The 15,357-nt window shown below is 40.9% G+C and carries 14 protein-coding genes and 1 pseudogene; 12 read left to right on the plus strand and 3 right to left on the minus strand.

Annotated features, from left to right (window positions below):
* Window positions 1–75: 75 nt before the first annotated feature.
* The 3 genes from QNH28_RS10925 (at window position 76) to QNH28_RS10935 (ending at window position 4,650) form a co-directional block, all read left to right on the plus strand.
* Entirely contained in the window at window positions 76–915 is an 840-nt protein-coding gene (locus QNH28_RS10925) for an AraC family transcriptional regulator (RefSeq protein ID WP_283911376.1), read from the plus strand.
* A 206-nt stretch (window positions 916–1,121) separates the two neighbouring features.
* Window positions 1,122–2,027, plus strand: coding sequence for a hypothetical protein (locus QNH28_RS10930; RefSeq protein ID WP_283911377.1), 906 nt, complete (start codon window positions 1,122–1,124; stop codon window positions 2,025–2,027).
* Window positions 2,028–2,268: 241 nt separating this feature from the next.
* Window positions 2,269–4,650 carry an alpha-L-arabinofuranosidase C-terminal domain-containing protein gene (locus QNH28_RS10935; RefSeq protein ID WP_283911378.1) on the plus strand — a complete coding sequence of 794 codons (2,382 nt, stop codon included), beginning with the start codon at window positions 2,269–2,271 and terminating at the stop codon, window positions 4,648–4,650.
* 117 nt (window positions 4,651–4,767) lie between these two features.
* Here QNH28_RS10935 and QNH28_RS29735 read toward each other — a convergent pair.
* Window positions 4,768–4,862, minus strand: a pseudogene (locus QNH28_RS29735) (alpha-L-arabinofuranosidase C-terminal domain-containing protein); the annotation flags it as partial.
* Between the two features lie 210 nt (window positions 4,863–5,072).
* On the opposite strand from QNH28_RS29735, the gene QNH28_RS10945 reads away from it, so the two are divergent.
* The 9 genes from QNH28_RS10945 to QNH28_RS10985 all read left to right on the plus strand — a co-directional run bounded on the left by QNH28_RS10945 (window position 5,073) and on the right by QNH28_RS10985 (window position 13,444).
* Complete coding sequence (locus QNH28_RS10945; protein ID WP_149644052.1) at window positions 5,073–5,360, plus strand: ArsR/SmtB family transcription factor; 288 nt, start codon at window positions 5,073–5,075, stop codon at window positions 5,358–5,360.
* Window positions 5,361–5,495: 135 nt separating this feature from the next.
* A complete protein-coding gene (locus QNH28_RS10950; RefSeq protein ID WP_283911380.1) occupies window positions 5,496–6,506 on the plus strand; it encodes a LacI family DNA-binding transcriptional regulator in 1,011 nt (336 codons plus the stop codon).
* A gap of 178 nt (window positions 6,507–6,684) precedes the next feature.
* The gene (locus QNH28_RS10955; RefSeq protein ID WP_283912117.1) at window positions 6,685–7,626 is read left to right on the plus strand and encodes an ABC transporter permease; all 942 of its coding nucleotides are present in this window, start codon (window positions 6,685–6,687) and stop codon (window positions 7,624–7,626) included.
* Between the two features lie 14 nt (window positions 7,627–7,640).
* Window positions 7,641–8,528: a carbohydrate ABC transporter permease gene (locus tag QNH28_RS10960; RefSeq protein WP_042187049.1), complete on the plus strand. Its 888-nt coding sequence runs from the start codon at window positions 7,641–7,643 to the stop codon at window positions 8,526–8,528.
* A gap of 119 nt (window positions 8,529–8,647) precedes the next feature.
* Window positions 8,648–10,285 carry a type 2 periplasmic-binding domain-containing protein gene (locus QNH28_RS10965; protein WP_283911381.1) on the plus strand — a complete coding sequence of 546 codons (1,638 nt, stop codon included), beginning with the start codon at window positions 8,648–8,650 and terminating at the stop codon, window positions 10,283–10,285.
* A 92-nt stretch (window positions 10,286–10,377) separates the two neighbouring features.
* Window positions 10,378–11,721: a glycoside hydrolase family 30 protein gene (locus tag QNH28_RS10970; RefSeq protein WP_283911382.1), complete on the plus strand. Its 1,344-nt coding sequence runs from the start codon at window positions 10,378–10,380 to the stop codon at window positions 11,719–11,721.
* 114 nt (window positions 11,722–11,835) lie between these two features.
* Window positions 11,836–12,264 carry a hypothetical protein gene (locus QNH28_RS10975; RefSeq protein ID WP_283911383.1) on the plus strand — a complete coding sequence of 143 codons (429 nt, stop codon included), beginning with the start codon at window positions 11,836–11,838 and terminating at the stop codon, window positions 12,262–12,264.
* Between the two features lie 127 nt (window positions 12,265–12,391).
* Entirely contained in the window at window positions 12,392–12,823 is a 432-nt protein-coding gene (locus QNH28_RS10980; RefSeq protein ID WP_283911384.1) for an RrF2 family transcriptional regulator, read from the plus strand.
* Between the two features lie 246 nt (window positions 12,824–13,069).
* Window positions 13,070–13,444 carry a DoxX family protein gene (locus QNH28_RS10985; protein WP_283911385.1) on the plus strand — a complete coding sequence of 125 codons (375 nt, stop codon included), beginning with the start codon at window positions 13,070–13,072 and terminating at the stop codon, window positions 13,442–13,444.
* A gap of 89 nt (window positions 13,445–13,533) precedes the next feature.
* Here the strand turns inward: QNH28_RS10985 and thiD are convergent, their stop codons facing one another.
* Entirely contained in the window at window positions 13,534–14,346 is an 813-nt protein-coding gene (thiD, locus tag QNH28_RS10990; RefSeq protein WP_283911386.1) for a bifunctional hydroxymethylpyrimidine kinase/phosphomethylpyrimidine kinase, read from the minus strand.
* A gap of 132 nt (window positions 14,347–14,478) precedes the next feature.
* On the minus strand, window positions 14,479–15,303 hold the full coding sequence (locus QNH28_RS10995; protein WP_283911387.1) for a DUF4850 domain-containing protein: 825 nt from the start codon (window positions 15,301–15,303) through the stop codon (window positions 14,479–14,481).
* Between the last annotated feature and the right edge of the window lie 54 nt (window positions 15,304–15,357).

The raw sequence follows: 15,357 nt of genomic DNA on the forward strand, positions 1-15,357 counted from the left end.
ATGTTATTATATTCATATTATAAAATGGAGTAATGTTAAGAGATATAAAAGATTTTTCATCATTAATAACAAAATATGAAACGAGTGATTGTGTTGGAGAGCAAGATTATTTTTTGCCAAACGGAAGATACGAACATGCTGCCGCTGTATGCTACAACGATAGGCTTTTGGGAGCATCAGGCAGAAACCATACGTCCTACTGGATTTCCGGATTATCAAATACATCAGATTCACGAGGGCAAAGGGGAACTTGTCATTCATGAGAAACGATATATTGTCGGTCCAGGGGATGTTTTCTTTTTGTTCCCGAATATTACGCATTCGTATGCGCCAATCAGCAGTAAGTGGAAGCTGTCATGGATTTCATTCAATGGTAGAGAGGCCGGTCAAATGCTGCTATACGCAGGAATCCGTGAATCAGGACCTGCAAAATTGAAGGAGGATAAGTGGCTAAATCCTTTTAAGGAAATGCTCAACTTGTCAGATAGCAATGATCTGGAAACGAATCTGGAACGATCCAAACAACTTTATGCGCTGCTGCTAGATTTAAAAAGCAACCTAGTCTCTCCTCTAAATGAGGCTCTGGAATTGGAACGAATAAAACCTGTGCTTCATCATATAGAAAGTAATCTACATAGGGCGCTTCCATTAAAGGAACTTGCGGAGGCTATCGCGGTGTCGCCACAGTACTTATGTAGGCTTTTTCAAAAAACAATTCATGATCGACCAGTAACCTATATCAACAAGCAACGTATCAACTTGAGTAAACAGCTAATGTTTAATGAACGAGATAAAAAAATGTATGAAATTGCTCAGTTAGTGGGCTTTGAAAATGCCAGCTATTTTTGTTTAGTCTTTAAGCGGTTGACCGGGATGAGTCCTGAGCAATTTAAACAGCTGCATGGTTTGGACTAGAGAGATAGAGTTGCCTCTTGGCCTTATGATAAACGCTTACTTGTTAGCGTCTAGCACTCCATGATATAGTTTAATTGAGTTCATATGTTGTTTATTTCACGAATTCGCTCATTCTTTTGCATAGTTAGTATGTTCACCTGAAATCAATACATAGAACCAAATTTATGATTAGATATCCAGTTAAGCATCAGGAAGGAGACATCAATTTGAATGAGAAGTTAAAAGAGGCCTATGAACGTTTGGACTTGCCTGAAGACATTACCCGGGAGGAACTGAATAAAAAGTTTGATTTGCTCTTAAAACGTCGTAAATCAAACTCTTCAGAAACTGAGGCGGCAGCCTATGAAGAAGAATTTCTGGCTTTCAAAACGATCCTAGACGGGTTGGATCAGCAGGAAATTCAGGAGGCGGAGGATAAGCGGCTAGAGAAATGGGGAGCATTTTCCGGCATAGCGCGTAAATCGGAGAATTTTTTTAGGCTTTATAAGGTCCATACTTTTGTGTCTATCATCGTGCTGTTGGTGCTAATCTTTGGAGGTAACGCTCTTTATAATCAATATCAAGCTAAAAAATATGAAGCTTCACTTCCGCCAGTGGATGTAACTATCATGTTCCTAGGAAACTATGAATCCCAGGATCCATCAGGTAAGGATGAAGAGCTTAAACAAGAGATAGTCAATCGTTATCCAGCTTGGAAGCGTGTGAAGACGGAAGTAGTATACCTACCCTCAACAGGTGGAGAAGGTGGAGGCGCGTTAGACATGACTTATATCCAGCGCGCGATGGCGATGCTGGCGGCGGATCGTCCGGATATTCTTATTTTGGATGATGCTACTTTTGATTGGATCGGACAGCAGCAAGGACTTAAGAATCTGGAACCGTTTGTGAAATCAGCGGGACTTCCTTCAGATGATATTCGTTTGAAACGTATTAAAAATACGGAGAACGGCGAAGAATGGATCACTGGCGTAGATATTACAGATACGAAGTTTGCTACAGATCTTCCGATTCACTCACGTAAGATGATCATCGGGGTGTTTGGAGAAGGTGAAGATAAGAACAAATCAACTGATTTTGTTGAATTCTTAGTGGGGCAAATGACTGCCAAATAAATGAGTATGTTATAAATGGACTTGTGTTATAAAGGTCGATGTCGTATGGATTCTCATACGATATCGGCTTTTTTGTTGTTCATATCAAAGGAGTTCATGATATTTATGATCTATAGCCCTTGCGATAAGTCTGAATTGACGGATGCGAACTGAAATCACTATAATAATTTATATAGATATGAACTAAGTAATATAAATATAAACTAAGTTGAATTGAATTCGATAAGGGAGTGATGAAAGAATGAAGACAAAAGAAACTCTGACCATACATACACAGAAGCGTGGTGCAGTATTAGATGATTTATTCGGGATTTTCTTTGAGGATTTAAATCATGCGGCAGATGGTGGACTTTATGCTGAGCTGGTTCAGAATCGATCCTTTGAATTTGATCCGATTGACCGGGCCGATTATCATGCGTTAATGGCTTGGGAGCCAGTGGAACGTGGAGATGGAAAAGCCGTAATCACCGTGGAAGATAGCGAGCCCTTGAATGATCGTAATCCGCATTATGTAGCCGTTGATATTGTGGCTGAGGGTGACGGCGTTGGGCTGATGAATCTGGGATTCAATAGTGGCATTCCAGTAAAAGAGGGCGAGAATTATAAGTTCTCGATATATGCTCGTCGAGAGACAAGCTTTGATGTATCCCTTATCGTAACCATTGAAAGTATTAATGGCACCGTTCTTGGTGAAACGGAAATAGGCATAAATAACTCTGAATGGACACGATACGAAGCAGTAATTAAGGCTAATGCTACGGATAATAGCTCACGTCTTGTAATCGTTACCAAAGGGAGCGGAAAGGTATATCTGGACATGGTTTCTCTCTTTCCAGAGAAGACCTTTATGAGCAGACCCGGGGGTATGCGTGAAGATATTTCACTGTTACTCGCCGATTTAAAGCCTAAATTTATGCGGTTTCCGGGAGGTTGTCTGGTGCATGATGGTTCTTTGAATCCAGATGACAGAGATTCCATGTATAGATGGAAGAATACAATTGGCGATGTGGCACAAAGGCCGGCAAGGCGGAATAACTGGTCCTACAATCAGACGCTTGGGTTAGGATATTTTGAATATTTTCAGTTCTGTGAGGATATTGGAGCTAAGCCGATTCCTGTTCTTCCGGGAGGCTACGATCCGCATCATAAACGTATGGTGCCGCTGGATGAATTGATGCCCTGGGTTGAGGATGCACTGGATTTGATCGAATTTGCCAATGGTGACCCTACATCCAAGTGGGGCAGCATACGTGCGGAGCTTGGTCACAGGGAACCTTTTAACCTAGAGTATATCGGCATCGGCAATGAAGAGGTAGGCGCACCCTTTTTCGAGCGATATCCTTACTTTCATCAAGCCATTAAAGAGAAATATCCAGAAATTAAGGTCATTAATTCGAGCGGTCCATTCTCTGCAGGTAAGGAATATGAACGGGGCTGGACATCGGCAAAAGAGAATAGGTCTGATCTCGTAGACGAGCATTACTACTGTACTCCAGAATGGTTTCTGGCAAATCATCATCGTTATGATGACTTTAAGGCGGATGAACCGAAAGTATTCTTAGGCGAATATGCTTCATGGGGCAATACCTATTATAACGCGCTAGTGGAAGCGGCTTTTATGACGGGACTTCAGAACAACGCTCATGCGGTTGGCTTGGCATGTTATGCGCCTATGCTCTGCAATGTGGATTATATTAACTGGAAGCCGGATCTAATCTGGTTTAATAATCATGAGGTGTACGGAACTGCGAACTACTATGTTCAAAAGCTATTCATGAACCATCAGGGAGATCAGCTACTGGAGATAAAAGCGAACGGCTTCACAGCACCCGAGGAACGCAGAAATGAAGCGATCACAGGAGCGGTTAGCTTGGGCGTGGATGCATCCGCTGCTCGATATTCAGATATCACATTGGTGAACAATATTACGGGAGAAGTGAAGACGTATTCTGATCTGTCAGAAGAAGTATCAAACCTGCCTGAGCCTGCTCAGAATGGAACGGCCACAAGAACAATAGAGCTTGGAGAGACGAACTGGGAGAGCTATACCTTGAATTTTAAGGCTACGAGAACTGCAGGGAATAAAGGGTTTGTGTTCTATTTTGGCAAAGCTGATGATCAGAATCATTTGTATTGGGAACTAGGTGGCTGGCAGAATCAGGATTCCATTGTGGCCTCTATCATTAACGGGAGAAACTCAGTCCTGACGCATTCAATGTTTACGGTTGAAACAGACGTAGAATACGATCTGAAGCTAGAAGTATCAGGCAGACATATTCGTACTTATATTAACGGAGAGCTGATCAATGAGACGGAGGACAAACTTCCGGTCATCGAACCGCTGTATTACACAGCAAGTGTGGAGGATTCCACAGGGGATATCATTCTTAAAACAGTGAACGTACAAGAGAGCAGCGTTTCTGCTGAGATTATATTAGAAGAGTTGGCAAAAAAGGACTTGTCCGTCGCAGTATATGTACTGTCGGGATACAAGCTTGAGGATGAAAATAACTTCGAGAATAAAGAGCTTGTCTCCCCTAAACAAAGCAATTTTACGACAGTGGGCAGCAGCTTTACTTATGAGTTTCCGAAGCAATCCGTAACGATTTTTAGAATAAAATAAAAATTATAAACGCCTCATTGAATCTTTAGTGTTACAAAGATCCAATGGGGCGTTTCTGTGATTCTTTATGGCGGTGTCTAGCCGTTCACCCGCAGACGAATCACATTCCAGGATATTCTCGGTCATGATCGGTGCAATACCATTAATAGCTGGCCGATGCAGACCATCTTTACACGGTTCACATGTTTTAGTAATGTAATGAGACAGCAGCCACGACCAGTGTTCTTCTAGTGTGTATACATCTTCGAACTCTAATTTTCTTCTTGCTCTTTTTCTTAGCTTGAATATAATCACAGGTAGTAGCTACAATGCATCCATACTTATCTCGTTTATGTAAAATCAATGATTAATATTATTGTTAACTAAGAAATTGATTTGTGAATACATAAAAATACTAATTCAAAGGCATAGGAGACAATAAAATGCACTTAACTACAGATACAGAATCGCTTCGAGTCTATGAAGCACTTGCAAGTGAAGTCAGGTTAAGGATTATCGAACTACTAGACCGAAAAGAGATGCATATTAAAGAACTGGCTGCCGAGCTCTATCTAAGTAGTGCGATGGTTAGCACCCATGTTGCCAAGCTGCAAAAAGCAGGCCTGATTAACTCTAAAATGAGACGTGTGGATGGAGGCACATATAAGTACTGCTCACTGTCTACGAACTGCCTGCAGATTAAATTATCAGGATCTAGGGGAATCTGCTAATCAGATATTATGAATGATGCGAAATAGAGAAATAATAAATAATAAAAAATAAAAAAACATATTGTAATGAAAACGTTTTTATGGTAATTTAAATCTATAAAAACGTTTTTATTTGTAAAGGAAGATTGAATCATTATGGAAAAGGTAACCATCAAAGACGTTGCTAGAGAGGCTGGAGTATCCATTTCTACAGTTTCCAACGCACTAAATGACGTTGATGTATTAAATCCGGAGACGAAATCACATGTGCTTAAGGTCGCAAAGCAATTAAATTATGTTCCAAACCTAAATGGTAAGCTCCTAAGGAACGGAAAAACTAAAATGCTAGGTTTTTTCACGACAAGTGTAGCGGGCCCTTACTTCTATAAGCTGGTGGAGTCCATGTCTCGTGAATGTGATCGGTTAGGTTATGGGTTAAACGTATTTGTCACAAAGGATAAACAAGTAATTATGAGCAATATTCTAGGCCGACGTGTGGATGGCGTCATTATCTACGAAGAGCTAAGAATAGATGAAGAAGAAATTGCCGCAATGGTGAAAGACAAAATCAAGGCTGTGTTTCTGGATCGACCACTTAAGAATGAAACGATGGGCAGCGTGATCTTTAATTCGTTTGAATCTGCTTACGAAGCAACTAAATATTTAATCAGTCTGGGACACAAGAAAATTGCTTACATATCTGGTGTAGATGAGATGTATGACAGTGTTCAGCGGAAAGAAGGATACTTGGCCGCCCTGCGTCAATATCAGCTTCCGACGAACGAAGAGTATATTATACAAGGATATTTTGAGGAAGAGAGCACCTATAACGCTATAAAGTCTCTGGTTCATTTAAGTCCTGAAAAAATGCCTGATGCTTTTCTAGCGGGGAATGATTTGAGCGCCATTGGCTGTATTCAAGCTTTGAAATCGAATGGATATGAAGTCCCGCTAGATATTAGCGTTATGGGGTTTGACGATATTGATATCGCGCAGTATTTCTCACCGCCATTAACGACGGTAAGAAATCAAATTGCCAGACAAGGTATTCTATCCGTTAATCACCTAGTTCGCATGATTCAGAAGAAGGAACAAGGCGAAATGATGAAATTGCCAGGCGAACTAATCGTTCGTGGTACTACTCAAGTGAAGATTGATCGGTACTAACACTTTTAAGAAGTACAACAAGAGGCTTACCGATCATTTTTTTATAATTTTGTTGCTTTTAGGAGGTTTTTTTTAAAAAGAAATAAAAACGTTTTTATTGTTATGGGGATCATGATTTGGAGGGGAGAAGAAAAACGTGGATAAATTAGCCGTAGTGCCAGTGAACGGGAAGAATCCAATGAACAGCAAGAAACCGATGGGACAGAGGGTCAAAGAATTTGTGATTGATTATAAGAGACAATGGGAGATCCAGTCCATGGTCATCCCGGGAATCATTTTTATGATTATCTTTTGTTTCATTCCTATTTACGGATTGACGATTGCTTTTAAGAGTTACACCGTAATAGACACGCTCGATTCTGCACCATGGGTGGGGCTTGATAATTTCAGAATTATTTTATCAGACAAATATTTTTGGGATGCTGTAGTCAATACCTTGGGGATCAGCTTTCTGAAATTAGCTATAGGTTTTGTTATTCCAATTATTCTATCCGTCATGATTTATGAATTAAGCGGTGGACGCTTTAAGAAAATAGTACAGACAATCTCTTATTTACCACACTTTTTGTCCTGGATCGTACTGGGCGGGATGTTGATCGCTTGGTTCTCTTCCTCCGGTATGTTTAATGAGATTCTGCTCAATTTGGGGATCATTTCGAAACCGGTAAATATCTTGCTTGATGCGAACAAGTATTGGTGGATTGCAACGTTATCTGATATTTGGAAAGAGGCAGGTTGGGGAACGATTTTATACTTAGCCATCATGTCCAAAATTGATCCTACGTATTATGAAGCTGCCAAAATAGATGGGGCAAGTCGTATGAGACAAATTTGGAATATTACCCTACCTAACATGAAGCCTATTATCAGCTTAAATCTGATTCTAACTGTAAGCGGTTTATTAGGATCGAATCTGGATCAAACCTTGGTCTTGATGAATTCTCAGAACCGTGTCAAAGCAGAAGTAATTAATTCTTATGTGTACCGTATGGGTATGACGCAAGGTGACTTCTCTTATGCTACTGCTGTGGGTCTAGGTGTCTCCATTGTTTCTGTGATCCTACTGATTAGTGCGAACAAAGTATCCAGCAAATTAAATGATAATCAATCAGTTCTGTAGAAGGAGGCATTTCTGTGAATCGTACGGTAGCTAAAGAAGATCTCGACAGTCGAATCTTTAATACTATAAATATTATTTTACTCTGTATCTGTACTGTAATTATCGTTGTTCCTTTATGGAATGTGGTCATCTCCTCCTTAAGCTCAGGTAAGGCGCTCGCGGAAGGCGGATTTATATTCTGGTCTACTGATTTCTCCTTAGAGAATTATCGCGCAGTATTTAATGATGAGACGATTGGACTAGCCTTTCTTGTCTCCATTGCCAAAACGTTCATCGGGGTTATTACCCATGTATTCTTTTGCGCGATGATCGGTTATGGCTTGAGTAAAAAATACATACGTGGCCGCAAGCTATACGTTGCCATGGGTGTAATCACCATGTTCTTCTCGGGTGGTATGATTCCAACGTATTTATTGATTAAATCACTCGGTCTATTGAACAGCTTTTGGGTTTATATTATCCCAGCCCTATTCAGTTATTATGACGTAGTTATTCTAATGAACTTCTTCAGAAACGTGCCGGATTCACTTGAAGAGTCAGCCAAAATCGATGGTGCGGGTGACTGGCGTATATTCCTGAAGATTTTTATCCCTCTTTCCATGCCGGCTATGGCTACGATCGCGTTGTTTAACGGGGTTGGGCAGTGGAATGACTTTATGACCACTAAATTATACATTACCGATCAAGCACTCTATCCGCTGCAGATGAAGCTCTATGAAATTATCGTTCAGTCGCAAACGCAATCCATGCAAAATGTCGGTGGATCTGCCATTATCGAAACAACAACTAAAGGGGTTCAACTAGCAACAATTGTCATTACAACTTTGCCGATTGTTGTGATGTATCCAATATTACAGAGGTACTTTATTTCAGGAATGATGATGGGGGCGGTGAAAGAATAGAAAGATTGGAGGGGTTTATAGCAAACAGTTATGTGCGAAATGATCCATCGGAAGTGTAGCTAGCACAATCAGATCTACACTTCCGTTACTAACAAAACTTTTTTAGGGGGAAACAAGGGATGAACAAAGCATTTGGGAAAAAAGGACTCAAACTTTGTACTGCACTTATGGCTGTTGTATTAGTATTCACTGGGTGTGGATCAAAAGGTAATTCTGATAGTTCCAGTAAAGAATTAAGCTCTATTGAAGGGCGTTATACGATAGATCCAGAAACACCGGCATGGAAGCTGGATAAAAAAGAGGAAACTACGGATCTCACTTGGTACGTGAATGCAGACTGGTGGAATACTGATTTCGGTAAAGACCTCGTTACTAAAAAAATTAAAGAGGATCTGAATATCAACATTAAATTTATTAAAGGCGATGACACTAAGCTCAATACGATTTTTGCTGGTGGTGAAATGCCGGACTTGTTGACTGTATTTGATTCTAACTCTCCTGTGGTACAAAAAGCGGCTACATGGGCGCTGCCTTTGAATGATCTAGCTGATAAATATGATCCTTATTTCAATAAAGTGGCTGAAAAGGATACGATGAACTGGTTCCAGTTAGCAGATGGCAAGACTTATGGATATCCTAACTATTCCAATACGCAAAACGATTATGATAGCGGTAACATCCCTGCTAAAACGGCATTCGTCATCCGTAAGGATGTTTACGAAGCGATTGGAAAACCAACCATTGGTACTCCGGAAGAATTCAAGAGCGTTATGCAGCAAATCAAAAAGCAGTTCCCAGAAATGATTCCTTTTGGTTTTAACTCCATTGGTAAAGGTACTGGTTCTTTGGGAGATGTACTACAGGACTTCATCGGCGTACCGATGGAAACTGAAAATGGCGAGTTCTACAACCGTAATCTGGATGAGGACTATTTGACTTGGTTGAAAACATTAAATGAAGTCTACAGAAATGGTGACATCAGTGATGACAGTTTTGCTGATGATGGTACTGCCTTTGAAGAAAAAGTGAAATCAGGTAAATATGCAACAATGCTGCTCGATGGAACGCCTCAACAAAGTGGTAACTTGCAAATCTTCATGACTGGAAATCCAGGTAAGGAATATATCGCTATTGATGGACCGCAAAGCACAGTTGGTCATGAGCCAACGTTGAATCAGTCAGGCATTACAGGCTGGATGATCACCTACGTTACTAAAAAAGCTAAGGACCCTGCTAAAGCGATTCAAATCTACACTTATCTATTGAGTGAAGAAGGACAAAAGCTTATGAACTATGGTATTGAAGGAGAAACCTATAAAGTTAATGAAGCCGGTAAAATTGAATTCTTGCCTGAAATCAAAGATCTTCAATTGAATAATGCTGATAAATTTAAAAAGGATTACCGGATGGGTGAATTTATGTTCTTCGGACATGACCGTGATAAAGCATTGAGTAATGATGCATTCGCAGAGTCGATTAAACAAATGCAAGAATGGGGCAAAGGAAAGATGAAACCGCACTTCATTCTAGAAAATATCAACCCTGCTCAAGGAACGCCTGAAGCGCGTAGTCTAACTGCAATTGATGCTACTTGGAATACTACTCTTGTAAGTTTGATTCGTTCCAAAGATGATGCTACTTTCGATAGTAACTTAGCGGCTTACAAAACATTCTTGAATGATAACAGCTGGGATAAGATTGTAGAAGTTCGTTCTGAAAAAATGAAGAATAACAAAGAAAAATTAGGTCTTAAATAAGTAGCAGGCTGGACAGGGCCCCTTTCCCGGGGCCTCATCATTACAGGAGTGATAAACACAGAAAAATATATAGAAAAGTGGAGGGAAACAACATGACAAATCTTAAAATTTATCAATCTACAGGGGAGAATGAATTGTTCGTAGAGCAGACGCTAGAACAATTGACTCCAATGGCTTCTGATGAGACTATTACCACAATAACCCTCGATGAGAATCAAACCTTTCAGGAAATGGATGGCTTTGGGGCATCCTTTACAGATTCATCCGCCTACTTGATTAACCGAGTCCTGGACAATGAACAGAAAAAAGAAGTCATGAGCAAGCTTTTTGATTCCCAAGACGGAATTGGCTTGTCCGTATTAAGAAATCCAATGGGAGCATCGGATTATGCTAGAGATATTTATAGCTATGACGATATGCCTGCACAGGAAACCGATACAGAATTAACTCATTTCTCCATCGCACATGATGAAGCAGATATTATCCCTTTGTTACAACAAGCACTGGAGCTTAATCCTGAGATCAAGCTGATGGCTTCACCTTGGAGTGCACCAGGCTGGATGAAGACTAGCGGATCTATGATTGCTGGTGAGCTTAAACATGAACATTACCAGGCTTATGCCGATTATTTTGTACGATACATTCAAGCTTTTGAAAAGCACGGTCTGCCAACTTATGCGGTAACACCGCAGAACGAGCCTCTTTTTGAACCAAAGCATTATCCAAGTATGTTAATGCTGCCTGAAGCGCAAAGAGATTTCATTAAAAACTATCTGAAGCCTAGCTTCGTGAAGCACAACATCAACACAAAAATTCTTTGCTACGATCACAACTGGGACCGTCCAGATTATCCACTAACGGTGCTGGATTATGCGAAGGATGAAGTGGACGGTGTAGCTTGGCACTGGTATGGCGGGAATGCGTCAGCACAATCAGAGGTTCTAAAAGCATTTGCAGATAAAGAAGTCCATTTTACAGAAGGTTCTGGTGGAGAATGGATTCCTCCGTTTGAACAAGCCTTCTCGAATGTAATGAGAACAGGGATTGATATTCTCAGAAATCATAGTAAATCCTTTGTCTTGTGGAATATGGCCTTAGATGAGAAAAACGGTCCAACTGTACCGGGCTTTGGCAAAAGTACTTGTCGCGGTGTGGTGACGGTCAACCAAGAGACTAAAGAACTTACGTATACGTTGGACTACTATGCACTGGCACATTTCAGCAAATTCATACGTCCTAAGGCTGTACGTATTGACGTTTCCACTAATCAAGAAGTGATTCGTTCCGTAGCTTTTAAGAATACAGATCACTCCATTGCGGTTGTTCTGTTCAACGATAGTGAAAAGGATGAGAATTTAGCTGTGAAATTGCAGGGCAAGGATGATCTATCGTTCCGTTTGACCTCTAAAAGCGCCTTATCTATTTTAATAAAATAATGTGTGTATGAAGTGCTCGAATTTAGATTCGAGTACTTTTTTTTGCCGAAAAACGCATAAAAAATCAGTGTTCGTTAATCTTAAACGCATACCTATAGCGAGGAGATATGAGCATTGAATAGAAAGCTTTTACTGACACTGCTAGTTCTGTGTTTAATGATTACTGGTGGTTCTAGTATTTTCGCTGTTACAAGTGTTTTACCCTTAAAGAATGAAACACTCAAATGGGCGGTGGAGCTTCATAAAAGTAAACTGCCTTCGCCACAGCCGGAAAAATATAAGAGCTACGAGCTATTAGTCACTAACTTAAGTGAAGATATCATAGATGTAACGTTTGAGTTGTACCGACCAGTGCAGGATCCTAATCAGGAGCAAATCATCTTAGTAGATCCATTTAGCTATGCTATGCAGCCGAATGAGACGGTTAGCTTTAGCCATTTTTTTATAATGAATGGGGCAAAAGAACTGGAAGTCGTTCTCTCGTGGAAAGATCAGAATAGACGTAAGCATAAACAAAGTATTAAATTTACTGGTTTTGAATAGTTGATCGGAGAAATACTAAATATTACAGGGCATTTTCCAATGGGATGTGCCCTCGTTGGTTTGCTCCATCCCTTGTTATACTCTATAATGTGCTTTATATAATTGCAGTTGAAAGGGGAGATGGGGCATGAGTACAGCTAATCGCGGAGTGAACATCGGACCTCCCCGTTTTAAAATAGCGGTACATTCCATCGTTTGGCTGGCTAAAAGCGGAAGCATTTTATCTAGTGCAATGATTGCAAGCCAAGTCAATTCACACGCGACCTTTATGCGTAGAGTGATGCAGTCTTTGGCAACTGCGGGAATCGTGGAGTCCAGAGGTGGAAGAGAAGGTGGGTATGTTCTTCGGAAACCTGCCGATGAGATCACACTGGGCGAGATTTATGAGGCAGTTAGTACTACGGCGGAGGAACTCGAAGTGGATATGGGGTGTGGAGCAAGTGCTTTGCTCGATGTGGAGCTAGAAAGAATTCTCCAAGAGACCGAACAACGGACCATTGAGTATTTACGTCAATATACGATTACTAATGTGATGGAACGGGTAGAGTTTTTTTGTTAATAACTTTATCCATAAAAAAAGTGCTAGTCAATTGTTTCTCCAGCTACTATAATGTGCTTATCATAGTTGCAGTTTATCGCTGCAACTTTTATTTTTAGTGGTATTGTGCTTGAGATGAGCACATATAATAACAAGGGGGAATAAACGAAGCGGAGTAGTGTATGTATCATCTATTGTTTATTAGAGAATTCATTTACTTTAATATGTGCTTGCTGTAGTTGCAAATTATTTTAGGGAGAGATGATTATGAATATTGTATCCATCGTATTGCAAAGTTTGTTGGTGCTTGCTTTTGTTATGGCAGGATCGGGAAAAGTAGCGGGTTCAAAAATGCACGTGGATAACTTTAAAAAATGGCGTTTACCACAATGGTTTCGGGTAGTAACGGGACTAATAGAGTTTGTCGCTGCGACGGCATTGATTGTTGGCTACTGGGAGCCTAGTTGGGCAGCAGTAGGTGCACTTATACTTGGCGTGACTGCCATCGGCGGAATTCTGATTCATATTCGCGAAAAAGATTCGTTCAAACATACGTTTCCAATCATTCTACTTGGTGTATTAGCAGTAATCGTGTTTTTTATCCGTCTTTCTGATCTGGCTGACTTTCCAGGGTTTAAGTAATTATACTCGCAAAATAAAAATGGCAGTTCAGAGCTGAATTTCAGCATCTGGACTGCCATTTATGTTTCTGGATCGTTAGCTTAGGGGTTCTAACGTTCTAAACGATAGCCACCATGAAATACAGGACCCACATATTCATTGAACGCAAAGCCATTGCGAATGGCTGCGGAGACAAAATCTTTAGCTTTTGCTACAGCTTCATGAACGGATAGACCGTTAGCTAAACCGCCTGTAATGGCAGCGGCAAAGGTACATCCAGCCCCATGATTGTGAGCAGGCTCGATTTTGGCTGTTTGAAATACGGTGTACTCAGAACCATCGAAGAAGACATCAATGGCTTGATCGCCCCCAAGTGCTTTGCCGCCTTTAACCACGACATTACGGGCACCGAGCTTATGAATCAGACGAGCAGCTTCTTTCATATCCTCTAGGGTAGAAAGTTTGCCTAGACCTGAAAGAACGCCTGCTTCAAACAGATTGGGTGTAACCACAGTGGCTAGTGGCAGCAGTAAAACGCGAATAGCCTCCGCGCTGTCTGGGTTCAAGACTTCATCTTCGCCCTTGCAGACCATGACTGGATCAATCACTACATTGGTCTGTAGATTTTCTTTGATTGCTTGCTCAGCAACACGCACGATTTCAACACTTCCCAGCATACCCGTCTTCATGGCATTTACTGGACCACCTGCGAAAATAGTCTTTAGCTGCTCAGCAACAATGGAGGCATCAATTGGATAAACATTATGGTGCCAGCCGTTGTCCGGGTCCATTGTAACGATAGTTGTCAAGGCACTAAAGCCGTAGGTACCATACTCTTCAAATGTTTTTAGATCCGCTTGGATGCCTGCGCCACCACTGGAGTCGCTGCCTGCAATAGTTAGAGTTTTAATAATTTGAGTCATGGTAACGTCCCCTTTATATATGTCTGAATTCATAAACAACGCATTGCATTGATTATAACAAAAAATAGCACCTACGTCTTTCTAAATGCAGAAGCAAACTTTGAAAATATCTTCATCAAGAATTTCACATGATTAGTCCGATTTATCACCGTTTGGATCAGCAATGAAAAGTGGTCCTTGATGATCTGTAAAAAACTTCATCAGGGTCTCTACCACTTCCTGCTGTGGGGCTGTTTGCGATTGATGCATTTCAATATTGCGGAATAAATAACCCCATTCACCTTTATCGTAATACGCGGCACCTTCGGCTTGATAGCCGTCTGTGTCTACTGGAAGTGTATATCTGACAGTACGAGCTTCAGCTCCTGCCGGGCCTAAAGTATGCCGTTCACTGAACTTAAGGGGATTATAAATTGTAAATCCCATCTCATCGGCCCATTCGGCTTTATTCGGAAAATAAGTCCCAATTCCAGTGATGGCACAGCCTACACAACCCCAAGCATTATCTGAATAGTTCATGTTTTGTTCCGGATTGTTTGGATCCTGAAAGGTAACCCCATAAGAACCGTTAGCACCGACAACCGCGGTAGCCTGCCATCCAGCAGGAGCGAGTAGAAGATAACCCCCACCCATATCAGGTCTATAGACGAGCGTTGCCTCGACTTGGTTTTTCATTTTTTGAGATAAGGCAAAAGTCATTTCAGGAATAGGGGGAGCTTCTGTATTTACAGTTTCCTCACCGCTATCGATACTTAACTGCGCCAGCGTGGTATGCAGTGGAATGAGGACTGGTTCATTGTTGGGATCGCTGCTAGGAAATTTGAGCACATTTTGAGAGAGGGGAGCTTCGTTATTAGTGAAGCCCTTATATCCAATCAACAGTACTATTGCCATTACGACACACAATATTGAAGCTAAGATCCAGCCTCTTCTAACGAGTCTTCGTTTCGATTTCATATATCGGTACCTCCTTTGATCATATCTATATAGACCTATGAATGAAGTGGAAAG

It is taken from the genome of Paenibacillus sp. G2S3 (genome assembly GCF_030123105.1).
GTDB lineage: Bacteria > Bacillota > Bacilli > Paenibacillales > Paenibacillaceae > Paenibacillus_AQ.

Excerpts from the sequence above, each read along its gene's own strand:
- QNH28_RS10925 (WP_283911376.1), top strand. The coding sequence starts at position 76 with ATGAAACGAGTGATTGTGTTGGAGAGCAAGATTATTTTTTGCCAAACG.
- thiD (WP_283911386.1), bottom strand. The coding sequence starts at position 14,346 with ATGACTCAAATTATTAAAACTCTAACTATTGCAGGCAGCGACTCCAGT.
- QNH28_RS10950 (WP_283911380.1), top strand. The coding sequence starts at position 5,496 with ATGGAAAAGGTAACCATCAAAGACGTTGCTAGAGAGGCTGGAGTATCC.
- QNH28_RS10970 (WP_283911382.1), top strand. The coding sequence starts at position 10,378 with ATGACAAATCTTAAAATTTATCAATCTACAGGGGAGAATGAATTGTTC.
- QNH28_RS10965 (WP_283911381.1), top strand. The coding sequence starts at position 8,648 with ATGAACAAAGCATTTGGGAAAAAAGGACTCAAACTTTGTACTGCACTT.
- QNH28_RS10935 (WP_283911378.1), top strand. The coding sequence starts at position 2,269 with ATGAAGACAAAAGAAACTCTGACCATACATACACAGAAGCGTGGTGCA.
- QNH28_RS10945 (WP_149644052.1), top strand. The coding sequence starts at position 5,073 with ATGCACTTAACTACAGATACAGAATCGCTTCGAGTCTATGAAGCACTT.
- QNH28_RS10980 (WP_283911384.1), top strand. The coding sequence starts at position 12,392 with ATGAGTACAGCTAATCGCGGAGTGAACATCGGACCTCCCCGTTTTAAA.
- QNH28_RS10985 (WP_283911385.1), top strand. The coding sequence starts at position 13,070 with ATGAATATTGTATCCATCGTATTGCAAAGTTTGTTGGTGCTTGCTTTT.
- QNH28_RS10955 (WP_283912117.1), top strand. The coding sequence starts at position 6,685 with ATGAACAGCAAGAAACCGATGGGACAGAGGGTCAAAGAATTTGTGATT.
- QNH28_RS10995 (WP_283911387.1), bottom strand. The coding sequence starts at position 15,303 with ATGAAATCGAAACGAAGACTCGTTAGAAGAGGCTGGATCTTAGCTTCA.